General features: G+C 55.9%; 21 protein-coding genes and 1 tRNA gene. 8 read left to right on the forward strand and 14 right to left on the reverse strand.

Annotation, left to right across the window (positions count from 1 at the left end):
- Positions 1 to 34: 34 nt before the first annotated feature.
- Both ACWKXN_RS12425 and ACWKXN_RS12430 read left to right on the forward strand, forming a co-directional pair.
- On the forward strand, positions 35 to 1471 hold the full coding sequence (locus ACWKXN_RS12425; protein ID WP_240608842.1) for an MFS transporter: 1437 nt from the start codon (positions 35 to 37) through the stop codon (positions 1469 to 1471).
- Between the two features lie 65 nt (positions 1472 to 1536).
- Positions 1537 to 2778: a mechanosensitive ion channel family protein gene (locus ACWKXN_RS12430; RefSeq protein ID WP_454543859.1), complete on the forward strand. Its 1242-nt coding sequence runs from the start codon at positions 1537 to 1539 to the stop codon at positions 2776 to 2778.
- Between the two features lie 82 nt (positions 2779 to 2860).
- Here ACWKXN_RS12430 and pheP read toward each other — a convergent pair whose 3' ends face one another.
- From pheP to ACWKXN_RS12470, 8 genes are all read right to left on the reverse strand, one after another.
- Positions 2861 to 4249, reverse strand: a complete 1389-nt coding sequence (gene pheP / locus ACWKXN_RS12435; protein WP_047061279.1) for a phenylalanine transporter — start codon at positions 4247 to 4249, stop codon at positions 2861 to 2863.
- Between the two features lie 103 nt (positions 4250 to 4352).
- The gene (locus tag ACWKXN_RS12440) at positions 4353 to 6536 is read right to left on the reverse strand and encodes a TonB-dependent receptor (RefSeq protein WP_454543860.1); all 2184 of its coding nucleotides are present in this window, start codon (positions 6534 to 6536) and stop codon (positions 4353 to 4355) included.
- 185 nt (positions 6537 to 6721) lie between these two features.
- Positions 6722 to 6997 carry a DUF1471 family periplasmic protein YahO gene (gene yahO / locus ACWKXN_RS12445; RefSeq protein WP_033144835.1) on the reverse strand — a complete coding sequence of 92 codons (276 nt, stop codon included), beginning with the start codon at positions 6995 to 6997 and terminating at the stop codon, positions 6722 to 6724.
- A gap of 149 nt (positions 6998 to 7146) precedes the next feature.
- On the reverse strand, positions 7147 to 8178 hold the full coding sequence (locus ACWKXN_RS12450) for an ABC transporter ATP-binding protein (protein ID WP_454543861.1): 1032 nt from the start codon (positions 8176 to 8178) through the stop codon (positions 7147 to 7149).
- Between the two features lies 1 nt (position 8179).
- Positions 8180 to 9754, reverse strand: a complete 1575-nt coding sequence (locus tag ACWKXN_RS12455; RefSeq protein ID WP_454543862.1) for an ABC transporter permease — start codon at positions 9752 to 9754, stop codon at positions 8180 to 8182.
- Between the two features lie 24 nt (positions 9755 to 9778).
- Positions 9779 to 10795, reverse strand: a complete 1017-nt coding sequence (locus ACWKXN_RS12460; RefSeq protein WP_181594540.1) for an iron ABC transporter substrate-binding protein — start codon at positions 10793 to 10795, stop codon at positions 9779 to 9781.
- A gap of 355 nt (positions 10796 to 11150) precedes the next feature.
- Complete coding sequence (locus ACWKXN_RS12465; protein WP_454543863.1) at positions 11151 to 11981, reverse strand: CPBP family intramembrane glutamic endopeptidase; 831 nt, start codon at positions 11979 to 11981, stop codon at positions 11151 to 11153.
- A gap of 102 nt (positions 11982 to 12083) precedes the next feature.
- Positions 12084 to 12160 (reverse strand) — tRNA-Arg (locus tag ACWKXN_RS12470).
- Between the two features lie 278 nt (positions 12161 to 12438).
- Between ACWKXN_RS12470 and ACWKXN_RS12475 the strand changes: the two genes are divergently transcribed.
- From ACWKXN_RS12475 to fimZ, 3 genes are all read left to right on the forward strand, one after another.
- Complete coding sequence (locus tag ACWKXN_RS12475; protein ID WP_454543864.1) at positions 12439 to 13137, forward strand: EAL domain-containing protein; 699 nt, start codon at positions 12439 to 12441, stop codon at positions 13135 to 13137.
- Positions 13138 to 13161: 24 nt separating this feature from the next.
- Positions 13162 to 13890 (forward strand): helix-turn-helix transcriptional regulator, encoded by a 729-nt coding sequence (locus ACWKXN_RS12480; RefSeq protein ID WP_211437700.1) that lies wholly within the window; start codon positions 13162 to 13164, stop codon positions 13888 to 13890.
- Between the two features lie 800 nt (positions 13891 to 14690).
- Complete coding sequence (gene fimZ, locus ACWKXN_RS12485) at positions 14691 to 15323, forward strand: fimbria biosynthesis transcriptional regulator FimZ (RefSeq protein ID WP_032661427.1); 633 nt, start codon at positions 14691 to 14693, stop codon at positions 15321 to 15323.
- A gap of 51 nt (positions 15324 to 15374) precedes the next feature.
- Here the strand turns inward: fimZ and sfmF are convergent, their stop codons facing one another.
- The 6 genes from sfmF to fimA all read right to left on the reverse strand — a co-directional run bounded on the left by sfmF (position 15375) and on the right by fimA (position 21386).
- The gene (gene sfmF, locus ACWKXN_RS12490) at positions 15375 to 15896 is read right to left on the reverse strand and encodes a fimbria assembly protein (protein WP_039263992.1); all 522 of its coding nucleotides are present in this window, start codon (positions 15894 to 15896) and stop codon (positions 15375 to 15377) included.
- A 9-nt stretch (positions 15897 to 15905) separates the two neighbouring features.
- Positions 15906 to 16913, reverse strand: coding sequence for a type 1 fimbria D-mannose specific adhesin FimH (gene fimH / locus ACWKXN_RS12495; protein ID WP_033144826.1), 1008 nt, complete (start codon positions 16911 to 16913; stop codon positions 15906 to 15908).
- The gene (locus ACWKXN_RS12500; protein ID WP_182931605.1) at positions 16906 to 19467 is read right to left on the reverse strand and encodes a fimbrial biogenesis usher protein; all 2562 of its coding nucleotides are present in this window, start codon (positions 19465 to 19467) and stop codon (positions 16906 to 16908) included. Before ACWKXN_RS12500 ends, fimH begins: the two co-directional genes overlap by 8 nt.
- 14 nt (positions 19468 to 19481) lie before the next feature.
- A complete protein-coding gene (fimC, locus tag ACWKXN_RS12505; RefSeq protein WP_032661434.1) occupies positions 19482 to 20174 on the reverse strand; it encodes a type 1 fimbria chaperone FimC in 693 nt (230 codons plus the stop codon).
- A gap of 34 nt (positions 20175 to 20208) precedes the next feature.
- The gene (gene fimI, locus ACWKXN_RS12510) at positions 20209 to 20754 is read right to left on the reverse strand and encodes a type 1 fimbrial protein subunit FimI (RefSeq protein WP_023310642.1); all 546 of its coding nucleotides are present in this window, start codon (positions 20752 to 20754) and stop codon (positions 20209 to 20211) included.
- Positions 20755 to 20822: 68 nt separating this feature from the next.
- A complete protein-coding gene (fimA, locus tag ACWKXN_RS12515; protein WP_023310641.1) occupies positions 20823 to 21386 on the reverse strand; it encodes a type 1 fimbrial major subunit FimA in 564 nt (187 codons plus the stop codon).
- 310 nt (positions 21387 to 21696) lie between these two features.
- Here fimA and folD point away from each other — a divergent pair, with 310 nt between their 5' ends.
- The 3 genes from folD (at position 21697) to ACWKXN_RS12530 (ending at position 24511) form a co-directional block, all read left to right on the forward strand.
- Complete coding sequence (folD, locus tag ACWKXN_RS12520; RefSeq protein ID WP_008499332.1) at positions 21697 to 22563, forward strand: bifunctional methylenetetrahydrofolate dehydrogenase/methenyltetrahydrofolate cyclohydrolase FolD; 867 nt, start codon at positions 21697 to 21699, stop codon at positions 22561 to 22563.
- Between the two features lies 1 nt (position 22564).
- The gene (gene ybcJ, locus ACWKXN_RS12525; protein WP_023334767.1) at positions 22565 to 22777 is read left to right on the forward strand and encodes a ribosome-associated protein YbcJ; all 213 of its coding nucleotides are present in this window, start codon (positions 22565 to 22567) and stop codon (positions 22775 to 22777) included.
- A 234-nt stretch (positions 22778 to 23011) separates the two neighbouring features.
- Positions 23012 to 24511: a PTS transporter subunit EIIC gene (locus tag ACWKXN_RS12530; RefSeq protein ID WP_029741054.1), complete on the forward strand. Its 1500-nt coding sequence runs from the start codon at positions 23012 to 23014 to the stop codon at positions 24509 to 24511.
- The last annotated feature ends 12 nt before the right edge of the window (positions 24512 to 24523 follow it).

The raw sequence follows: 24523 nt of genomic DNA on the forward strand, positions 1-24523 counted from the left end.
ACGACCATCTGTTGAATGACGCAATGGAGTTACCATGAATACGTCAGTTGTTTCACCGGGCCGCGCTGGCCTGATATTGCTGCTAACCGGCCAGATGCTGCCGATGATTGATACCTCAATCACCAACGTCGCGCTGGACGCCATCACCCACTCGCTGAACGCCACCGCCACAGAGCTGGAACTCATCGTCGCCCTCTACGGCGTGGCCTTCGCCGTCTGCCTCGCGCTCGGCAGCAAGCTGGGGGATAACTTTGGCCGTCGGCGTCTGTTCATGTGGGGCGTCGCGAGCTTTGGCCTGGCCTCGCTGCTGTGCGGGATGGCGGGGAACATTGAACAGCTGCTGGCCGCGCGCATCGTTCAGGGGGCGGGAGCCGCGCTGATCGTGCCGCAAATTCTTGCTACCCTGCACGTGACGCTGAAAGGTACGGCGCACGCTAAAGCCATCAGCCTGTTTGGCGGCATCGGTGGGATTGCGTTTATCGTCGGCCAGATGGGCGGCGGCTGGCTGGTGTCGGCGGATATCGCCGGGCTGGGCTGGCGTAACGCCTTCTTCATCAACGTGCCGATTTGTCTGGTGGTGCTGGGGCTGAGCCGCCATTTCGTACCCGAAACCCGTCGCGAGACGCCGTCACGCATCGACTGGACCGGAACCGTGCTGCTGGCGATCATTCTTTGCTGCCTGCTGTTCCCGATGGCGCTCGGCCCACAGTGGCACTGGTCGTGGCCGCTGAAGGTTATGCTTCTCGCCATTATTCCTTTGGGCTGGCTGACGGCGCTGAATGCGCGCAAAAAGGAACGAGAGAATGCCCACCCGCTGATCCCGCCGCGCCTGCTGCAGCTTCGCAGCGTTCGCTTTGGCATTCTGATTGCGATGCTCTTTTTCAGCGTCTGGTCCGGGTTTATGTTCTGTATGGCGCTGACCATGCAAACCGGTCTGGGGATGGCACCGTGGCAGTCCGGAAACAGTTTTATCGCGCTGGGCGTAACTTACTTTATTTCGGCGTGGTTCGCGCCGCGGCTGATTGCTCGCTACAGCACCAGTACCATTCTGCTGACGGGTCTGGCGATCCAGATTGCCGGCCTGCTGGCGCTGATCGCTACGTTCCGCGTCTGGGGAATCGAGAATACCGCCCTGACGCTGGCGCCCGCGACCGGGCTGGTCGGCTACGGGCAGGCGCTGATCGTGAACAGCTTCTACCGCATCGGGATGCGCGATATTCAGCCTGACGACGCGGGGGCCGCGAGCGCCATTCTCAGCACGCTACAGCAGGCCGCGCTGGGGCTTGGCCCGGCCATTTTTGGCGCGATTTTGCTGCACGCGCTGCAAAACCATCACGGGGATTACACCCAGGCGGTGAACGTCTTCCTGATGGTGGAAACGGCGATGATGGTGGTGCTTGCCCTGGCGACGCTGCGCATCCGCCATCGCCTGTGCCTGCCGGTGGTAAAGGTCTGCCAGGCCACCAAATAAGCCCGGGAATTTGCATAATAGATCCGCAGCCGCCATTATGGGGCTGCATCAATACAGGAGACGTTATGCAGGAATTAATTGCTCAGGTTGAAGAGTTAGGCATTGAAATTAATCACACCACCTCTTTAGTGATTATCTTTGGTATTATTTTTCTTACCGCCATCATCGTTCATTTTATTCTGCACAAAGTGGTGCTTCGCGCTTTCGAAAAACGCGCGCAGGCCAGCAGCCATTTGTGGCTGCAGATCATCACCCAGAATAAATTATTTCACCGTCTGGCCTTCACCCTTCAGGGGATAATCGTCAACGTTCAGGCGGTACTGTGGCTGCAAAAGGGCAGCGAAGCGGCGGAAATTCTCACTACCTGCGCAAAGCTGTGGGTCATGGTGTATGCCCTGCTCTCCTTCTTCTCGCTGCTGGACGTAATTTTTAATCTGTCGCAGAAAATGGCCACCGCGTCACAGCTGCCGCTGAAGGGGATCTTCCAGGGCATCAAGCTGGTGAGCGCCATCCTGGTGGGGATATTGATTATCTCCCTGCTGATCGGCCAGTCCCCGGTAATTCTGATAAGCGGTCTGGGCGCCATGGCCGCCGTTCTGATGCTGGTGTTTAAGGACCCGATACTCGGACTTGTGGCCGGGATCCAGCTTTCCGCCAACGACATGCTCAAGCTCGGCGACTGGCTGGAGATGCCAAAATACGGTGCCAACGGCACGGTAACGGACATCGGTCTGACCACCGTTAAAGTGCGCAATTTTGATAACACCATCACCACCATTCCGACGTGGGCCCTGGTGTCCGACGCCTTTATCAACTGGAGCGGCATGTCCGCCTCCGGCGGGCGACGCATTAAGCGCAGCCTGAATATTGATACCACCAGCATTCATTTTCTCGACGAGCAGGAGCAGCAGAAACTCATTCAGGCGAAGCTGCTGAAGCCCTATCTGGCCGCGCGACATGAGGAAATTAGCCTGTGGAATCAGAAGAACGGTGAAGGGGAATCGGTATTAAACCTGCGTAAGATGACCAATATTGGTACTTTCCGCGCCTACCTGAATGAATATCTGCGCAACCATCCGCGTATTCGCAAAGATATGACGCTGATGGTGCGCCAGCTAGCGCCTGACGCGAATGGTTTGCCGATTGAAATATATGCCTTCACCAACACGGTGGTCTGGGCAGAATATGAGGAGATTCAGGCCGACATCTTTGACCATATTTTCGCGGTGGTGGATGAATTTGGGCTGCGTATTCATCAGTCCCCGACCGGGAACGATATTCGCTCGTTGACCCTACAGCATCGGTAAGGTGGGTTGCCGGGTGTGAAGGCTGGTGCAGTCTGGTGCCCTCACCCCGGCCCTCTCCCACGGGGAGAGGGAGAAAAGCGGATCACTTTTTGCGGGAAAGCTTAAACGCCACAAACAGAAAGATAACCCACACCGGCAGCAGCATCGCCGAAAGACGCATCTCATCCATAGTGCACATCAGCACCAGAATCAGCCCGAGGAAAGCGATACAGATGTAGTTCCCCGCCGGGTAAAGCAGCGCTTTGAACTGCGTCTCGCGTCCCTTGCGGCGCATCGCGGCGCGAAAGCGCAGGTGCGCAAGGCAGATCATGATCCAGTTCAGCAGCAGCGTGGCAACAACCAGCGCCATCAGCAGGCCAAAGGCTTCTTTCGGCAGCAGATAGTTAATCAGCACCACCAGCGACGTAATGGCGCCGGAAAGTAACAAGGAATTCACCGGCACACCGCGACGGCTGACGCGGGTGAGGAACTTCGGCGCGTTGCCCTGCACGGAGAGGCCGAACAGCATGCGGCTGTTGGAGTAAACGCCGCTGTTATAGACCGACAGAGATGCCACCAGAATGACGAAGTTCAGCGCCGAGGCCACCACGTTACTGTTCAGATCGTGGAAAATCATCACGAACGGGCTGCTGTCGGACTTCACTTCCACCCACGGATAGAGCGCCAGCAGCACCACCAGCGAGCCGATGTAGAACAGCAGAATCCGATACACGACCTGGTTGACCGCTTTGGGAATGCTTTTATGCGGGTCGCGCGCTTCCGCGGCGGTAATGCCGATCAGCTCTAGTCCACCGAAGGAGAACATGATCACTGCCAGGGAGAGGATCAGCCCTTTCCAGCCGGTCGCCAGGAAGCCGCCGTGCTGCCACAGGTTGTCGATCGTGGCGCGCTCGCCGCCGTGGCCGGAGAACAGCAGCCACAGGCCAAAGCCGATCATCCCGATAATCGCCAGCACCTTGATCAGCGCAAACCAGAACTCGGTTTCCCCATACAGGCGCACGTTGACGAGGTTCACGGCGTTAATAATGATGAAGAAGGCCGCCGCCCAGATCCACGTCGGAACATCCGGCAGCCAGTACTGCATGTAAATGCCTGCGGCGGTCAGCTCCGCCATCCCCACCAGCACGAACATTACCCAGTAGTTCCAGCCGGACAGGAAGCCAGCAAACGGGCCCCAGTATTTATAAGCAAAGTGCGCGAAGGAGCCTGAAACCGGCTCTTCAACGACCATTTCGCCAAGCTGGCGCATGATCAGGAAGGCGATAATCCCGGCGATACCGTAACCCAGCAGCACCGCCGGGCCAGCCATCTGAATAGCGGGGCCGATGCCGAGAAACAGCCCGGTACCGATCGCGCCGCCAAGGGCAATGAGCTGAATATGTCGATTTTGCAAACCACGTTGCAGCGTCGGATTCTGATCCGACGAGGCTTCAGCGCTACCATGGCCTGAAGCGGATGACGCGTCTTTCACGTCCTACCCCTGTCTCTTTTTTAGAAGGGGCACGTTTTAACACTTCATGCTGGAGGTAGCAAGGGATTGGGGCATCCCTGCCCCGGATAACGAGATGGAACGCTTAAAACGCGTAGCCAACCGAAACCTTAAAGGTGCGCGGTTCGCCCTGCGTAATATAGGTACCGGAATCATCCACGCTGGCCCAGTAGTTTTCATTGGTCACGTTGTCGATGCCCGCACGAACCGTCATCTGGTTTTCATTGTGGTTAACCGCGAAGCGATAACGCATTCCCAGATCCAGCGTGGTGTAGCTGTCCAGCTTTTTGGTATTTGCCAGGTCAGCGTACTGCGCACCGGAGTGGTTCACGCGGGCGGTGGCGGTCAGGCCGTCAATCGGCTTGATGTCGTACTCAGCGCCCAGCACGGCGTAAAAGTTCGGGATCCCGATCGCATCGTTACCCTGATTCACGCCATTTTTGGTTTTGGTCAGTTCGGCCTGCAGCCAGGTGGCGCTGGCGTTCAGACGCATCCCCAGCATTGGCTCGCCGAAGACGTTCAGCTCCACGCCACGGTTACGCTGCTCGGCGTCCAGGCCGTAGTGGCCGCTGTCGTCGAGGATCGCCGACGGCATTTTGATTTCGAACAGCGCAAGCGATCCGCCCACGCGGCCGAAGTCCGCCTTCACGCCCACTTCGTTCTGCTTAGAGTGAACGATACCGGTGCTCTGGCCGTAGTTGGTGGCGGTGTTAGGTGCGGTTTTGCCCGGCTGCAGCGCTTCGGTGTGGTTTGCATAAAGGGAGATCGCCTCCCACGGCTTGTAGACCACGCCGTAGGTGGGCATCCAGCGGCTGCCGTCGAAGCCGTCCGCCGCGTTTTCCGCACCGGTGACTTTGTTATACCCGCGAACGACTACCTTCTGATGGCGGGCGCCTGCGGTGAACAGCAGCTTGTCGTCCAGCACGCCCAGCGTATCGCTCAGCAGCCAGCCCTGGGTACGGGTGCGCCCGCTGGTCAGCGGATCGCTGTACTTTCCGCCGGAACCGTTGAAGTTGGTGCTGTCCGGCATGTCGACGCCGGTGTTGTGGTAGATGTTGGTGGTCGGGTTATCCTTCGCCGCCGACATTTTCCACGCGATTTTTTCATTTTTGGTCATCGCCGAATAGCCAACGTTGACCTTGTGCGAGACGAAGCCTGTATTGAAATTACCGCGAACGCCCGCCATGCCGCTGACGGAATCGCTGATGCGGTTGGTATCAAGACGGCTGACCGTTGCCTTGCCGCTTTTATCCACCAGCTTCGGCGCGCTGTAGATGCCTTCCTCATGCGCGTGCTGCGCGCCAAGACCGGTATAGGCGGTCCAGCCATCGGTGATGTCGTACTCGCTGCGCCACATCCCGAATTCGTTTTCGATGTTGCTGTAGGCCCACTTCTGCGAGAAGTTGCGATCGTTTTTCGGCGGCTCGGGAACGAAATCCACCGCGGAAATATTGACGCTGGTCGGGCTGCCGTGGAAGGTTTTCTTCTGATAGCCCAGATCCAGCGAGGTGCGGAAGCGGTCACCCGTGTAATCCAGGCCGGTAGAGAGCAGCGTGGTGCGTCGGCGGTCATTCGGTATGCCGGTTTCCCCTTCGCGATGAACCAGGTTCACCCGCGCGCCAAGCTGGTCGCTGTCACCGTAGCGACGGCCCGCATCCAGCGTGGTGCCAATCTGGGAATCCGAGGTGTAGTCCACGCCGACTTTCGCCTGCGGGAGTTCGCCCGCGTGTTTTGGCTCAAGGTTGATCATCCCGCCCACGCCGGAGCTTGCCGCGCCGTTCATCAGCGAGTTGGCCCCTTTGAAGATCTCGATGCGGTCGACCATCTGGGTATCCACCACCTGGCGCGGCAGCACGCCGGACAGGCCGCCAAAGGTCATGTCGTCGCCGTCGAACTTCAGGCCACGGATGCGGTAGGTCTCCGCGCTGTTGCCGTACCCCTGAACGAACTGCACGCCCGCGTCGTTCGCGACGACATCGGCAATGGTTTTCGCCTGCTGATCTTCCACCAGCTTCGAGGTGTAGCTGATGATGTTGAACGGCACGTCCATGGCGTTTTGCTGGCCCAGCATACCCATGCGCCCGCCGTTCGCCACCTGTCCGTCAAGGAAGGCCGGTACCAATTGGTCGCCGCCGGGTTTGAAATCGCTGGCTGGTGCAGCCTGGACAACGAGGGTGTCCTCTTTTTGATTGTCCGCCGCAAAGGCGGAATGTGTCGCCGCGCCAACGGCGAGCGCCAGCAGCGTCTTGTGTATTTTGGTGTTGTTCATCGTTAACTCATTTTAAAGTGCGCGCAAAAATGACCCGTTGTCGGGCCTTAGAATGTATTGAATGCAATGCAAATGAGAACTATACGCATTATCCATGCGTTAGCAAGTGTAACCGCGTTCATAAGGAGATTTGGCGAGAAAAGAGGGGGAACAGCCACCCCGTTTCGGGGATGGCTGCAATAACATTATTTTTTCTTGTAGATATTGGCCGTACCGTGAATTTTATTGTTGGTGTTCCCTGAAGTGAGCACCAGGACATCCGCGCCTTGCTTATCGGCTTTCTCAATCAGTTCTTTTTTCGCATCATCCACCGATACTTCATTCGAGGTGTTTACCGTACCGATTTTTTTATATTGAGATGCAACTTTCTTGAACTCGCTTTTAGTGAGTAGCTGGGCAGCAAAAGCATTGGTCGTAAACAGTAACGCCGTTCCCAACAAAATAGCAGTCGTCTTTTTCATAACCTTTTTCCTTGAGATTAATCAGCAACTACGAAAAACCTCACGCATTGTGGTGAGGTTTTATGAGCATGGTAGAGAATCTCAGGAATTGCCATGCGTTCGGGAAAAATCTTTTATAACAACCCGTTGCATGAAATTACTAACGAATATTAAGAATATTCGAATACCCGCGCGGTGCCAGCAATATCAATGCGTACAGCCGTGCCCGGGTTCCATCCTGGCTGGCTTACGGTCTTCAGAATTACGGGCTGCTGCTGCCCGGCTAATCCCAGGGTGAGCGTTGACAGCTGGCCGGTGAAGTCCACGTCGAGAATCGAGATCGGGCTTTCATGCGCTGCACATGCCGTCACGCGTAATTGTTCAGGGCGCATCATTACCCTGCCCTGCCCTGTCGCCTGCGCGTTGTCCGTCGGCACTTCACCCAGCGCGCACACGGCATACCCGGCAGCGAGCTGAGCAGGCAGGATCACGGCATCGCCAAGAAACAGCGCCGTCTCTTCGTCAACGGGACGGGTGTAAACGTCATAAGGCGTCCCGACCTGCGTGAAGCGCCCGGAGCGTATGACGGCAACCTGCGTGGCAAAGGACAACGCTTCGTTCTGATCGTGGGTGACCAGAATCGAGGCTACGCCCGCTTCGGCCAGCAGATCGGCCGTTGCCTTACGTGTCATGGCGCGAAGGCCGGTATCCAGCGCCGAGAATGGTTCATCCAGCAGCATCAGTGAAGGTCGCTGGGCCAGCGCACGGGCAAGCGCCACGCGCTGCTGCTGTCCGCCGGAAATCTCGTGGGGCCAGTGCGTTGCGAGCTGCCTGTCCAGAGAAACCATCTCCATCAGCGCCTCAACGCGCTGGCGCTTCTCGTGGCGAGTGCCGTCCAGCCCCCAGGCGATGTTGTCTGCCACATTGAGGTGCGGGAACAGCGCACCCTCCTGAGGCACAAAACCAATCCGGCGCAGGTGGGCGGGAACAAAACTATTTTCATCGAACAGCGTTCTCCCCTGCATGACAATGCGCCCGGTGTCAGGCGTTTCGAACCCGGCCAGAATACGCAGCAGCGTGGTTTTCCCCGACCCGGACGGCCCGACAATCGCCGTCCTGCTCCCCGGCGCCACGCTCAGGTTTAAGCTGTCGAGCACCTGCACATCAGAAAACGATTTAGAAATGGCGGTTAATTCAAGCATGTCATAGCCCTGCAATTTTTTTCGACTGCATATAGAGAATGGCGGTCAGCGGGAGTGAAATCAGGATCATCAGCATCGCGTAAGGCGCGGCGGCAACATAGTCAATTTCACTGGTCAGCGCCCAGAATCCGGTGGAGAGCGTGCGCGTGCCCAGCGGAGAGAGCAGCAGCGTGGCGGTCAACTCGTTGCTGACGCCGAGGAAAACCAGCGCGGCCCCCGCCGCCGCACCCGGCGCGGCCAGCCGCATCGTGACGCTCCAGAGCGCCTTCGCGGGCGTGCTGCCCAGGCTGCGCGCCACGTTCTCCAGTTCGACCGGCGCCTGCGCAATCCCCGCCCGCAGGTTGATGAGCGCACGGGGCATAAACATCAGCAGGTAGGCAAGGAACAGGGTAATTTCCGTCTGGTAAATGGGACGGGCGTAGTGAATGGTGACGGTGACCAGCGCCAGCGCCGTGACGATGCCCGGCAGCGAGCTGGTGATATAGATGCACCCTTCCAGCATCCGGAAGATGCGGTGCGGATAGCGGATACCGAGCCACGCGATGGGGATCACGCACGCGGTCGTCAGAAGCGCGCCGCCCACGCCGAGCATCAGCGTCTGGCGCAGGGAGTGCCAGAGATCGGCACTCATCCAGTTTTGCACGCCGCCGAGCCAAATCCAGCGACACAGGACAATTAACGGCACGCCCAGCGCCAGCACGATCAGCACGATGAAAAACAGCTGGCCCAGCGCGGCGGCCGCAGGCTTCAGCGGCCAGCGTTTCTGCTCGCGCGCGGCCCCGGCGCCAATGCGCGCGTAGCGTGCTTTTCCGCGCGTCACGCCCTCCAGCATTAATATAGCCAGACAGCACAAGGCCAGCACGCCCGCCAGCATGTTCGCCGCCGGGCCGCTGAAGGTAGACTGGAACTGGTCATAAATTGCCGTGGTGAAGGTATCAAAGCGGATCATCACGTACAGGCCATATTCCGCCAGCAGGTGCAGCGCCACCAGCAGCGTGCCGCCGCAGATAGCGAGCTTGAGCTGGGGAAGCACCACGCGGAAAAAGACCCGCCACGGCGGCGTACCCAGCGAAGCGGCGACATCTTCCAGCGTCGGGTCAAGGCGACGCAGCACCGCCGCAACCGGCATATAGATAAACGGATAGTAGGCAAGAACCGAGAGGAACACGCCCGCGGAGAGCCCGTGCATAGACGGGACAGCGCTCACCCAGGCATAGCTTTGCACAAACGCGGGGATCGCCAGCGGGGCGACCGCCAGTGCGGACCAGATCCCTCGCCCGGCAAGCTGCGTGCGCTCCGTGAGCCAGGCGATTGCCACGCCCGTCACGATACACAGCGGAACCGCTAAAGCCGTCAGCCACAGCGTGTTGCCGAGCAGCTCAGCAACACGCGGGCGAAACACCAGCGCCTTGATGGTTTCCCAGCCGGTCTCAATGCCAATGGCAATGATAAAACCCAAAGGCAGAAGCGCCATTAGTGAAAACAATACAGCTAACGCAACCATCGGCAGTGCAGGACGCCTGCGGGCAGGCTCCTGCACTCTGTTTTTTCCGATGTCGAGACTCAGACCAGACATAAGACGTTCACTTCACTCTCAGGATCACAGCAGGCCGGCTTGCGTCATCAGCTCGATAACTTTTTTACTGTTGAGCGTTGAAGGTTCAACTTTCGGCGCATCAAGATCTTTCAGCGGGACCAGTTTCGGGTTTGAGGCCGCGTTCACGCCCACGGCATATTCAAAGGCGTTGTTGGTCCGCAGGCTTTCCTGACCTTCTTTACCGGTAATGTACTTGATGAAGGCCTGAGCCTGCGCTTTGTGTTTGCTGGACGCCAGCACGCCGCCGCCAGAGAGGCTCACGAACGCGCCCGGATCCTGGTGTTTGAAGTAGTAAAGCTGGGTGTTTTTGCTGTTTTCACCGGTTTTGGACTGATCGACAAAACGGTAGTAGTGATAAATCACGCCGCCATCAATCTGACCGGCATTGACCGCTTTCATCACGGTGCTGTTGCCTTTATAGGCAACGAAATTGGCTTTCATCGCCTTGAGCCATTCCAGCGTGGCCTTCTCGCCTTTCAGCGCCAGCATCGCGCTCACGATGGCCTGGAAATCCGCGCCTGACGGTGATGCCGCCCAGCGGCCTTTCCACTCTGGCTTTGCCAGATCCATCAGCGATTTAGGCAGCTGCTGTTCGTTCAGTTTTTGCGGGTTGTACACAAACACCGTGCTGCGGGCCGCGATGCCAATCCAGCGGCCGTGCGCCGGACGATATTCTGCCGGTACCTGCTTCAGGGTGTCTGCATCCAATGGCGCAAACAGGTTGGCATTATCCACCAGCACCATAGAAGGAGAGTTCTCCGTCAGGAACACGTCTGCCGGTGACGCGCTGCCTTCCTGAACCAGCTGGTTACCCAGCTCGCTGTCATCGCCATTACGCAGAGTGACTTTAATGCCGGTTTCTTTGGTAAAACCGTCAACCCACGACTTCACCAGGTTTTCGTGCTGCGCGTTATAAACAACGATACCTTCGTTGTTATCAGCGGCAACCGCTTGTGTGGAAAGGAAAAGGGATGAAGACAACAAGGCAAGCGAGAAGCAGGACAGCAGGCGAGAATTCATGAACATATCCTTTATAGACCAACGGGATTAACGACTCATAGCTTTGTGGGACAGGATTAAAGCATACAACAACGCTAATGATAATTAGTATCAATCGAGTTTAGTCGTAAAAGTGTAAAATTTCTTTTTAGCAGATTTTAGAATGATAAAAATCCAAATTTTAATGAGAGATAATTTTTAGATTAAGAAAACCTTAAGCCTGCCTACAGTGAAATTCATTAGCCTTCTATTCATTATGACGCGAAGGTAAATCTGTTATTCATGCGCCCGGCAGATATAAAAGCCCCGATCTTGCGGGGCTTTTTATGCTTATCCGGAGGTCGCTAAATTTATAAGGCGACTAATTTAAAAAGCATCACATAACCGCATGAGGGGCATACATAGGATAGGTGAAGAACAATAAATGCACGCAGTTCAGCCCAAAATGGAATAACGTTGCAACCCAGAGCCTGCCGCTCCACATCCACGCCAGGCCGTAAATAATGCCGGAGAGGCTGGCAAAAATAATCAGTAGTAAACCGCCGCTATAATGCATCAGTCCAAAGATGACTGAGGCAATCAACAGCGCGACAACAGGATGAATAATCCGGGACAAGCGTTGCTGCAGGTAGCCTCTGAACAAGGCTTCCTCAGCCGAAGAGACGAAAAAAATATTCGCAAGGGCAAATTGAGCGAACCATTCAGGCGCATGCGGCTCAATTCTAAGTCCGCCCAACGCAACAGCCAGAAGTAACAGCACGGGTATCGCAAGAACCAATATTCCCCAGCCGACCTTGCCCGCTTTATAGAGGGGTTTTGCGACGAATAACGTTGGCATGCACGTAATTAAAAAGAACGGCACCACTGCCTTGTCCATATTAAAGTACATACTGAACGGTATGCTTTGCGGACCAACGACGACAGCATCCAGCACTTTGGGGTTATGAAAACCCGGGATCACATGCAAAACCAGGGCAACGGCGATGGCCACGCACAGGCCTTCGACCAAATACGTATATTTATTATTTTTATTCCGTAGCCATTCAACAACAGACCAGCCAACGACGATTGATGCAATAACCAGCAGCGCCGGGGCGTCAAGAATACTCTGTTTCCAGCCGAGAAATGCCGTTAATCCCAGCATTAGATAAGCCAGGCTTTTATTAAGGGAGAGTGCGGCAAGCGAAGTTGCGAGTAGATACCACATAAATGTCCTTCTTGACCGGTAAATTTTAGGGGCGATGTTCCAAATATGTCCCACAACGGAAATCAGGAGGATATGAAAGAGGCGTAACTCTATGAAATGAAATGGCACGCCCTGTAGGATTCGAACCTACGACCTACGGCTTAGAAGGCCGTTGCTCTATCCAACTGAGCTAAGGGCGCACTGATATGCGTGTACTTCGCGGTGGTGAAACGCGAAGAATTATACGGTCAATGGCAGGTGAGTCAATGCCTTTTCCGTTTTCAGGGCCAATTACCGCTAGCCGATTGTAAATACGGCTATTTTCTCAACATTTCGCCCTGTTTCACCGTAAAATTTAGCGCTGCGAAAAGGCTTAGTTGCATTTAAGTAACGCCTGCTGTTTTCCTGACCGTCAGCTCGTCACACTAGAGTCAGGTATCCCGGCCGCCTGGAGGCTGACAGACAACAGGACAATGGAGTGACAGCGCAAAACCTGATCGATACGCCCCCCCGGTTACAGTACATTTCTCAGGACATCGTCGGCATTAAGCTTGAGCCCATCGTCGGCCTTTCCTCCTTGCGCCAGGTTGGCGTGGAGGTCCTTAGCGTTCTTTCCGACACGCGGGACAGCGAGAACTTTTTTTGCGATCGCTCCGCAGAGTGGTCGATAACGCTGCTTGAAGCGCAGCTTGCCGCGTTAAAAAATATGCCGCACGGTCATAATCTTTTTATTAATCTGCCGATAACCGTCCTGACAGAGCCCGCGTCTTTTCAGCGACTTATCCGGTTAACAGGCGTGCCGCTCAATATTGAGATTGTCGACCTCGCGTCCTTTTTGGCGCTTTCCCTCGTAGAGAAGCAGCATGTCGTTCAAAATTTGCGGCAACTTTGCAGACAGGGACACGCAATCTGGCTTGATGACGTGGATGACGTCACAGTGCAGTCGTTTTTATCCTGCCGACTCCCGTTAAGCGGCATCAAAATAGATAAGGAAGCATTCTGGCGTTTACGCGACACCCCTGCGCTGAGGCAACTGGTTTCCCTTTGCTTTCAGCTTGCCGGGAAAGTGCTTATTGAAGGTATTGAGACTGAACGCGATCGTACCTGGGCACTGCAGGCAGGCGCAGACCTCGGCCAGGGATATTACTGGCCGTCCTGGACATGGCCGGAGGATTAAAACGCCATTTCCAGGAGGGAGACCATGCGAATGACAGTGCGCCGTTACCGGCGGCGGCGTACAGGAAGTGATGCACTGGGATTTACGCGCTCACCTTTTGCTCCCCCCTTTTTCGACCGGCTCGAATTTTTGAGCCAGTCCATCAGCCAGCCCCGCAAAACAGACGCCCCGTTTATCCTTCTGGTGACGGAGGATCACTACCTGCGCACCGGTTTTCTCCACGGGCAGTTTCCCCTGAGCAGCTGCTGCGACTACGCCACGCTGGACGACGCCCTTATCGCTCAGACGCAGTGGCCCTCAGCCCGTCTGGTCGTGGATATTGAAAGCCGATCCACGGGGCTTCTGGAGAAACTGGATCAGTTGAGACGGCATAGCCTGTTTCCTCCGTTCCTGACGCCCTGGCTGTTGGTCCGGGCCGATAATTACGACACCCGCCTCTTCTGTAAAGCGGCAGGTCCCTTTCATGTACTCGAACGTCAGCTGAACGCCGCCGCGCTCCAGCACAGCCTGCAGGAGCCCCTCCCTCCGCCGGGTACCGAGAAAGACTGGTTCTCGCGCAACGAATGGCCCATTCTGCAGGAGCTTTCCCGGGGCAAGACATTGCGTCAGATTGCCCTTATGCAGAATCGCCCCTATAGCCGCATTATCTATCGTCTCAGCTGCATCCTCCTAAAGCTGGGGCTAAGCCATCGCCAGGAATTGCTGCATCTTCTTAATAACCTCTCAGACTGCACGTTTTCACTCACCTCCTAACCCCTTATTTCCTAAAGCGGTTTAAGAATTTACTTACCACTTGCGTTGCGAAAATGTTAATTTTTAACAATATAATCGAATTTATAACTATTCCTAATTTATGGGCGCGAACCTTGTGAAATGCCACAGATTAGCGGAACGGCAGCACTTTCCTCCATCCGTTAAGCGAATGCAGAAGGCGTTAACAAGATGATAATGATGTGAAAACAAGCAGCTTAGCGACAACTGCCAGGAGTAAAAAGCAAAGCGGGCAGCACGTTCTCCTGTGCACCAGACGCCGTTATCCGGATCGGCGTAAGCACTTTCAGATGAAGGTCAGACGGCCTGCGAGGGCAATTTTTAACCTCACTTTTGCGGGTTCGTCCCTTTCAAAGAGGCGTATTTTTGTTAACAATTAATCAACATACAGAGATATCTGTTATTTTTTGTTATTACATAAAGATGAAAATATGCGGTAAATGAGATAACAGGATATTTCCGCTAAATTTAAAAAAATAGCGATTAAGATCCAGAAGATAATACAAACCAATACCCTCATATTAATTTACAGGGTTTTCGGAAAAAACTTACCCTGTATAATAAGATGCGTATCAAATATGAATAAGAAAAACCTTTTTGCCAACACCAGCCTAATGAGATGACCGCGCTGAGGCATAGTTCTTTTCATTACGTAAACAAGGATGCTTTCGCTCTTTCCAGGGAAATACTACGGTATAGGGATCTGCACATTATATCCTTCCGGCATTTCGAGAGTTTTACCAAACTCTGCATAACGCTTTTAACAATCTGAGGCATTAAAAATGAAACCGGCATCCGTTATCATTATGGACGAACATCCTATCGTCAGAATGTCGATAGAAGTCCTGCTACAGAAAAATAAGAATATCACAGTCAAGCTCAAGTCTGGCGATAGCCATGAAGTCCTTGACTGTATCCGCAATCACCCTATCGATCTGGTGATCCTTGACATTGAACTCACGGGCACGGATGCCTTCTCTTTACTGAAGAGAATCAGGAACTTAAACAAAAACATTAAGGTTCTGTTCCTCTCGTCTAAATCAGAGTTGTTTTACGCAGGTCGCGCCATTCGCGCCGGGGCAAATGGCTTCGTCAGTAAACGAAAAGATTTGGGTGAGATCTACAACGCCGTAGAAATGATTCTGATGGGCTATTCCTTTTTCCCGTCAGAGACGTTGAACTTTATAAACCATTTGGGTTCCGGGAAAGGGATGGCAGTAGATATGCCATTATCGAATCGCGAGGTCACGGTATTACGGTATCTGGCGAATGGATTATCCAACAAGGAAATAGCTGAACAGCTACTATTAAGCAACAAGACCATTAGCGCGCATAAATCCAATATTTATTCCAAGCTGGGTGTGCAAAGCATCGTGGAATTAATTGATTACGCCAAAGCCCACGAGCTGCTATAACCTGAATTCACTCCCTGCAGCTTATCTGAGCTGCAGGGAGTGCGGTCAGTGCTAATTATAATTAATCATGAAGGTGGCATCCGCATCAGCCCGTCCGGGCTGAGGGTTATCGGCAGTGGCAATATAATTGGCATAAAATGACAGAATCGCATTTCCCTGCGCATCAACCGAGACCGGCTGGCTGGCCTGCTGAAGCGCCAGCCGCGTTTTATCCGCATCCCTGATCTCAACGGCGACATGGCTTGCAGTACTGGCGTCATTCAGCGCCAGCAAGCCGCTATTGCTTCCGTCGGCTTTACCCGAAAACGTAATGGACGCCGCGCCCGGCGGGCAGCCGGTCAGCTTCAGCGTAAACGGCATCGGCTGCGTGCGGCTCCCGGTGGTGCTGAGCTGTTTCGTGGGCCAGGTGCCCAGCGGGACGGCCTTGTCGCTGTCGCTGCCCTCGGCAACGCAGGTAAAATCGACGATATTGCCGTAGAGCCGAATGTTAATCTCGCCCAACGCGGTGTCCGCCTGAGCCTGGGTGCAAAGCGCAAAGAGCGCTACGGTGAGAAAACGGATCCTGTTTCGCATATCGGCTCCTTAGTCGTAATCCACGCGCAAATACCCGCGCGAGGTGAAGCGCCCTTCCGCTGGCTTATTGCCCGTCACGCTCACCGGCCAGACCCGGATCCCCACCTGCGCCTGCGCGCTGTCGTCGAGGCGGAACGGAATTTTGCTCGTCAGGTTGTTGGGCGTCAGCGGCGCCCCGCTCTCGTTGGCGATGATGAACCCCACATCCGGGTTATCCGACACCAGCACATTATCAGAGACTTTTTCCGCCTCGACCCGCATCGTCAGCATGGCGTTCGCCTCCACGTTGGTGCATTTGATGGCGATGGTTTTGCTTTGCGATGAGACCCCCTCCGGCTTGTTACCCACGCCCGCCTTGCTGAACAAGGAGGCGCCAATGTCGCCGAAATCAAACTCCACCACGTTACCGGCATTGATGGCGCAGCTTTGCGGCACCTGAATGGTTCCGCTGTAGCTGATGGTATAGACCGGCGTGGTTAACGGATCGGAAGAGGTAGTGGTGACGTAAACGCGGAACATGGTGGCACGCGGGATCACCACCATGTTGATAAAACGCCGGGTCACCTTAAGACGGAAGACCAGGCTGGAGTCCTGAACGCCAAACGGTTTGTTTTTGGAGACGTTAGGATGGCTCCCCATCTGGATATAGCTTTTTGGCGGGTAAAACACGCCAGCATAGCTGTCCGTGATTTTCATCGCCCCGTCCAGATAGTCGTTAAGCTTCAGATACTGATAGCCATCGCTCGTTCCCGTTACCGGGTAGTCGGTCACATAGCTGCGCTTGGTGGTATTCCCGGTCGTGCCCTTCGGGCAGACGGCATTCACCCCTACCCACTGCGATTTCTCGCTGAGCGTCACGACCTGCCCAATCTGGTTATTCGAGCTGTTGAATTTATCCGTCAGGTCGTAATGCACTTCCGTCGGCACGCCTTTTTCATTGACGCACACGGTCGCTAATGCGTTTGTCGCGGGCAGTAGCGCCAGCAGCGACAAGGCAAAGAGTTGAGTTTTAATCACAGCCGATCCCCTTAAGTGTGATTGCCTGTTGCAGGCTTTGTTCAGACAAGCTGTAAGGTGCGCGACACTGGGACTGCGCCCCGTCGCCCCACTGGATCAGCAGTTCTCCCTCCAGCGGCAGCCCACTCAGGTAAATTTGCCCGTCATCCCCCACCATGCTGGTGACGCCGCTTTTGGTCTCGCGCACCACCGCGCCGAACGGCACCGGCTGGTTGCCGCGCGTTACCGTCAGCAGGGCGCGCACGCCAATGCGGGTATCAAAGCTGGCGCGCACCAGCGCGCCTTTGGTCGGCACCACGCTGCTCACGTTGTTTTCGATATCGGTGTTGTTGCTCATGGTGTTGGTATCCAGCGCCACGCGGTTGTAGCGATAGACGGTGGCATACGGCATCACCGCGTAGCCTCGCCAGTCGGTTTTCACGCCGGTCTGGTTTTCAATACTGACGCCCGATGCCCCCGGCGCTTTGATCAGCACGTTGGTGTCGCCCAGCGGCTGGCTGAAGGTCACGCCGTCGGCGTGGCCGACCACCCCGCCGGAGAGCTGCCAGTTGAGATCGTGCTGATCGCGGGAATAGTTGTAGCCCACGCCCAGCGTGCCGTAGGTCGCCTGCCAGTTGGCGCTGGCGCTTCCGCTTGCGCCGTTGGTGCTGGCGTGTCCCTGGGTCACGCTGTAGTTCAGGTTGCGATCCTCCAGCAGCGTTCCGCTGACGCCGGTTTGCCAGCTAGTGTCGCCGTCGCTGTTTCGACTGGCGGATGCCGTAGCGTAGGCGCGGTCAATCGCGCTGTCCCGGCGATAGCCCTGACGGGTAAAGAGGCTGAACGGCACGGAGACGTTAAACGACGCGATCCGATCGGTGCCGTCTATCCCCACGGATTTGTTCCACGACCACGAGACGGAGTAGTTGATCCCCTTCACGCCGCCCGCATAGCCCAGCTGGTACCAGAGGTTCGTCTCGTCTGTTCCCCAGTAGGTCTGCTCGCTACCGGAGATATAGACCGAGCCGTAGTCCCCCAGCGACTGAGAAACGTTGAGCTGGAAGCGGCCTTTTTTATTCCACGTCAGGTTGTGATAGCTCTGCACGTCCGGCACATCGTTATCGTTCTGGCTATCGGCATACTGATAGCCCTCCATTGAGCGCCAGGCGACATCGTCGAGGGTGTAAAACCCTTTTGTGGAGTAGCGGTAGCCCAGCAGCTGGAAGTTAGTGCCGAAGCCGTTAAGGGATTTCGCGTAGAGGAAGCGCAGAGACTGCCCTTCGTGCCTGCTGTCGTCCGCGAGCTGGCTGCGGGCGTGGGTGATATCAAGCGAGACCGCGCCCCAGTCGCCCAGGTTTTTCCCGGCCCCGACGGCCACCGCGGTATAGCGTGACGCCAGCTGCGTACCGCCGTAGAGCGTGTAACCGTTGGCAAGACCGGTAATCAGGGTGCCCTGGGTGAAAAACGGCGTATCCTGATCGCTGTTCCCGCTGCGGTAATCCCCCGCGACGAGGTCGTACTTCCAGCGCCCTTCACGCTGCAGGAGCGGCACGGTGGAGTACGGCACGGTATAGCGCTGCTGGGTGCCGTCTTTCTCTTCAACCGTGACTTCCAGGTCACCGCTTGAGGAGGTCGGGTTAAGATCGGTAATCGCAAATGCGCCCGGCTGGACATAGCTTTGATAGATAACGTAGCCGTTCTGGCGAACCACCACTTTGGCTGGCGTACGGGCGATCCCGCGCACGGTCGGCGCGTAGCCCTGCAGGCTGTCCGGGTACATGCTGTCAGACGAGAAGAGCCGCCCACCTCGAAAACCCATGCTGTCGAAGACGTCATTCCCGGTATTGCTGTCGCCCAGCACCAGTTCGCTTTTGAGCGGGATGACGGTGCGCTGCGCCCAGGTGCCAATATTCTGCCACTCGCTGTGCCGCTGCCCGTTATTCTGCGTGTACCGCCATGCGCCGTTGTTACGTAAACGCCAGGCGCCATAGTTCAACCCGCTCTGCAGGTTCAGATAATAGCTGTCGTCTTCGCTTCCCCGGTTACCGGTGAAGCTGTAGTTCACCAGCGCAGCGGGAATGCCTTCATCCCACTGTTCAGGCGGAATGTAGCCCCGGGCGCTGTTTTGCAACGCCACCTGCGGCAGGCTGACGTCCAGACGCTGAGAGGCAAAATTGAATACCGTTTCGCTGCCGGGTATGGCCGTGGTCAACGGAACGCAGGTGTCGCCCTGCACCTTAGCCAGCTCGGGAAACGCCGCGACGTTGACGCCAAAGCGATCGAGCATCGCGCGCGTAATACACGCCGACAAACCGCCCGCCACCGGCGGCGTGTTCTCGGCCTGCTCGAAACGCACGTCCTGGGTACCGATAAACTCATCGTTACGCCAGATATCCACGCGATAAACGCCGGGTGCCTGCTGGTGTCCTTGTTCAAAACGCGACAAATCCGCCACGCTGGCGGTGTCGTCCGACAAGAAGGCCGGGTTGAAATAACTTTCGCTCCAGCCAGCCTGCGGCCAGAGCGCAGCCATCAGCGCCAGTGCAACCGGGCAGTAACGTCTCTGGTGCTTTTTCATCGCCCTGACTCTGCTCACAGGTTGACGCTACGCGCCGGAGTGATGGCACCGTAGTCATTCACGCTCTGCCAGGAAAGCGTACCGCCAGCACCGGCTGGCAGCACCTGCTGTGCCGAGCTTTTCGGCGCAACCATCAGGTTATCCAGCTGCTGCCCGCCCAGCTTCAGGTTGACGAGGGTGATGTAATACGGGGAAGCGTTGCTGACTTTGAGATGGCTGCCCGCGCGCTCAAACCGCAGCTGGGAAAGCGCTTCTTCCGGCTGCATCGCCAGGTTGTTCGGGCGCACAAACAGCTTGATGCGTGAGAGGATCGCCAGCTGCAGCACGTTATTGTTTTCCGTTTTCGCTTTGTTCACCGACGGGATCGCCTTCACGTTCATGTAAAAGAGCGATTCGCGATCGGCAGGCAGCGCTGGCCCGGCGTAAATAATACGCAGCGTGTTTTCACTGTTCGGCTCGCTGACAAACAGGGGCGGAGTGACGGCAAAGGTTTTTTCTTTTTGCCCGCTCGCATTTTCGATCCACGCGTTAATTAAATAGCGTTCCTGTTTGTTGCTGTTGGTGATCGCCAGCGACGTTTGCTTCGCCTCTGCGGGATAAATAACGCGCGTGGCCCCCAGCGCAATACCGCCGGAAGCATTTGCGCATGCAGAAACCATCATCAAAATAAACGATAAAAAAAGTCCTGGTTTAATTAGGGTATTCATCACAACCGTACCTTTAATAATGTGTTCGCAGGTGTTATGGATAAATCAACGTAAACCAGACATCCGACTGAATTTTGCCTGGCTCAAGGTGTTCGGAAATAGCCCGATAGCGGGCGCTAAAATGGAACGCGAGCTCGCGGGTATCGATCGGCAGCCAGCTGACGGCCGTGGCGTTTGGGATAATCTGACGCTGCTGTTCGTCAAAAAGCGCCAGCCCCACGCCGCTGCTGACGGGCGTTTCACCCGGCCGCGAGGTCGCCAGAAAGACCTGCGGATCTTCTGCGGGCGTCACGCCCTGAAACTGGATCCCCACGGTGCGCGAAACATCAACGCTGCAGTCCAGCAGCCGCACGGTAAAAGGCACGTTAACCGTGGAAAAACTGCCCACACCGGAAAATGAATTGGTTCGGTACTGCCCCATGTCGATGCGCATATTCTGGCTGTCTGGCGCCACGGCGCAGCCGCCGTTCACCAGTTCACCTCTGAGATGAACCTTGCCACCTTCGATCACCACGGTATGCGCCGATGCCGGGCAAGCCATCGCAAGGGTTAACAGCAGTAGTGTTCCAGTCCTTGTCATCCTTCGTTCCTGGCATTAGCGTATGACGGGCCTCGTCCGTGAGGCCTGAACATCCCTGTGCGGAGGAATTACTCGTATTTCATTACGAAGGTGGCGTCAGCGTTTGCCTGGCCTGGCTCAGTGGTGGCAGCCGTTGATTTGTAACGTGCGGTGAACTTCAGGGTGTTGGTCCCTTCGATCAGCGTCTGCGCAGCAGAGAAGGTCGCGCCGTCTGGGGTCAGAACGCTGGATTTGCTGTCGAGGATCTCGATACCTACGCCTTTCGCGGTGTTGTCGTTGTTACCGGAGGTCACGGCCAGCAGGGTTTTGTCGGTTGGGTCGATCTGACCGGTGAACGCAACAGCGGCAGTTTTGGCAACCAGCGGATCGCAATCATTCAGTTCAATGTTGAATGGAATATTAGAGGTGGTGTCGCCCACTTTGGTAAATTTCGCGGTGCGATACTGACCCAGATTAACGGTCTGCTCGGAAGAATCAGTATTTACTGAACAAGCCGCATTAACCAGCTCACCTTTAAAATGTACGGTACCGCCATTTACGGAAACCGGCGCAGCAGGATCTGCTGCATTTGCGGCACCTGCAACCAGGGCCAAAGTAGCAATAACAGTAGAAGCAATGTTGCTGAGTTTCATGTCTATTCCTTTAAAATGTAAATAACCCTTCCCGCGAATAATCGGGAATAAGAAATACGTTCAATTGATTAATTGAAAGCTTATTTCGGAGGAGACAAAGTAGCTCAGGACGCGTTTTTTAAATATGTCAAAACGCTGCCATTTCGCCAGGTCACATCCTAATCCCGCCTAAGAAATTGACCATCCCTTAAGAAGGGTTTTTGCGTCTCACTGATAAAAACGCGTAAAGGGTGACTGACAGCGACGCTCGCTTCTGACAAAATACACGCCATCCCCCCTTTCAAACGTTACAGACGGAATCTTCTCTCTGATGGCAGCAAAGATTATTGACGGTAAAACGATTGCGCAGCAGGTGCGCTCTGAGGTCGCGGAAAAAGTGAAGGCGCGTAAAGCTGCCGGAAAACGCGCCCCCGGGCTGGCCGTTGTGCTGGTTGGCAGTAACCCGGCATCGCAGATTTATGTCGGCAGCAAGCGCAAAGCGTGTGAAGAGGTGGGCTTCGTCTCCCGCTCTTACGATTTGCCGGAAACCACCAGCGAAGCAGAGCTGCTGGAACTTATTGACACCCTGAATGCCGATAAAGAGATCGACGGTATTCTGGTTCAGCTGCCGCTGCCGGCGGGCATCGACAACGTGAAGGTGCTGGAGCGTATCGCGCCGGATAAAGACGTGGACGGTTTCCATCCGTACAACGTTGGCCGCCTGTGCCAGCGCGCGCCGCGTCTGCGCCCGTGCACGCCGCGCGGCATTGTGACGCTGCTGGAGCGCTATAACATCGACACCTACGGTCTGAACGCCGTGGTTATCGGTGCGTCCAACATCGTGGGCCGCCCGATGAGCATGGAGCTGCTGCTGGCGGGCTGCACCACCACCGTGACCCACCGCTTCACCAAAAACCTGCGTCACCACGTCGAGAACGCCGATCTGCTGATCGTCGCGGTCGGCAAGCCGGGCTTTATTCCGGGCGAGTGGATCAAAGAGGGCGCGATTGTCGTGGACGTCGGGATTAACCGTCTGGAAAACGGCAAAGTGGTCGGCGACGTGGTGTACGAAGATGCCGCCGCGCGCGCGTCTTACATCACCCCCGTACCGGGCGGCGTAGGCCCGATGACCGTAGCAACGCTGATTCAGAACACGCTGCAGGCGTGCGAAGAATATCATGACGTAGAGGACGCGTAAGATGGCGACTTTTTCATTAGGTAAACACCCGCACGTTGAGCTGTGCGATCTGCTGAAGCTGGAAGGCTGGAGCGAAAGCGGCGCGCAGGCGAAAATCGTTATCGCCGACGGGCTGGTAAAAGTCGACGGCGTGGTAGAAACGCGCAAGCGCTGCAAGATTGTCGCGGGTCAGACCGTGAGCTTTGAAGGACAGAGCGTAACCGTTACGGCCTGAGCCGTATTATGCCCTCACCCTAACCCTCTCCCACAGGGAGAGGGGATATAAAATCCCCTCACACCCATCGCGGTTATTTATCGATCAACTTCAAATAATCACTATTTCATCTGTTGAAACGTGAGAATTCAGTTGCGCGTTTTTCACTCTTTGCCCACGATAAGTAGAACGTTCTACTAAAACGTTCTACTTACAATAACAGCGCCAAGAAAGCGCTACTCGGGGGAAATCAGCATGAGTCTGATATCAGGGTTTGTTAAATCGCTGTCTAAGTTATCGATGATTGGTCGCGCCTTAATGCTGCCAATTTCACTGCTTCCCGCTGCGGGCCTGCTGCTGGCCTTCGGCGATAAGTTCCATCTGCCGCTGATGATGAACGCGGGCGGGGTTATCTTTGATAACCTGCCGATGCTGTTTGCCATTGGCTCCGCCGTGGGTCTGGCGTCAGAATCCGGCATCGCGGCGCTGTCTGCGGCGGTGTCGGTGTTTGTCACGAATATCACCATCAGCACCGTGCTGAGCATCACGCCGGAAATGGCCTCCCAGGGTGGGAAATACGCCATGGTGGTCGGCATCCCGACGCTGCAGATGGGCGTCTTCGGCGGCCTGATCTGCGGTATTCTCGCGGCCTGGTGCTATAACCGCTTCCACACCATGCAGCTGCCAGAGTTCCTGGGCTTCTTCTCCGGCAAGCGCTTCGTGGCCATTGCAACGGCGTTTCTGTCGTTCCTGATGGGGCTGCTGCTGCCGTACGTGTGGCAGCATATTCAGGCCGGTATCGACGCGCTCTCCGTGGTGGTGAACGGCGATAATCAGGCGGCGTCGACCTTTATCTTCGGTCTGGTAGAGCGCGCGCTGATCCCGCTCGGCCTGCACCACATCTGGTATCCGTCCTTCTGGTATTCGTTCGGGGATTACACCACCCAGGCTGGACAGGTGATCCACGGCGACCAGACGATCTGGTTCAAGATGCTGGAAGAAGGAGTGAAGTCCTTCAGCAGCGACACCTACCAGAATGCCGGTAAATTCATGCAGGGCGAATTCCCGCTGATGCTGTTCGCGCTGCCCGCCGCGTGCCTGGCGATGTATCACGAAGCCCATACGAAGAATAAGAAAATCGCGGCCGGTATTCTGTTCTCTGCGGCGCTGACCTGCTTCCTGACGGGGATCACCGAACCGGTCGAGTTTACCTTTATCTTCGTGGCGCCGATCCTGTACGTCTTTAACGCCATCATGGCGGGCCTGGCCTACATGACTATGTATCTGCTGCATGCGCATATCGCCAAGTCGTTCTCCGCGGGCTTTATCGACTATCTGTCATTCGGGATCCTGCCGTCCTTTAACGGCTACAAGACCAACTTCCTGAATGCGATTATCATCGGCATTCCAATGGGTCTGATTTATTACTTCACGTTCCGCTTTGTGATCCGTCGTTTCGACGTGAAAACGCCGGGCCGCACTGAAGTGACCGCCAACGCGGATGATAAGTCTGATTCAGAACTCGCGACCGAGATCATCACCCTGCTGGGCGGGGCGCACAACATCGACTCCGTCGGCGCCTGTATCACCCGCCTTCGCCTGGAAGTGGCAAAAAGCGAGGTGGTCGATAAGGACGGCCTGAACGGACTCGGCGCGCGCGGCGTGGTCTTCGTCGGCGACAACGGTATTCAGGTGATTTTCGGTGCCAGAGCACAGTTTATCGCCCAGACCATGTCCACCATGATCGGCAAATAATAAGATGCCTGA

Source organism: Enterobacter sp. UPMP2060 (assembly GCF_053709655.1).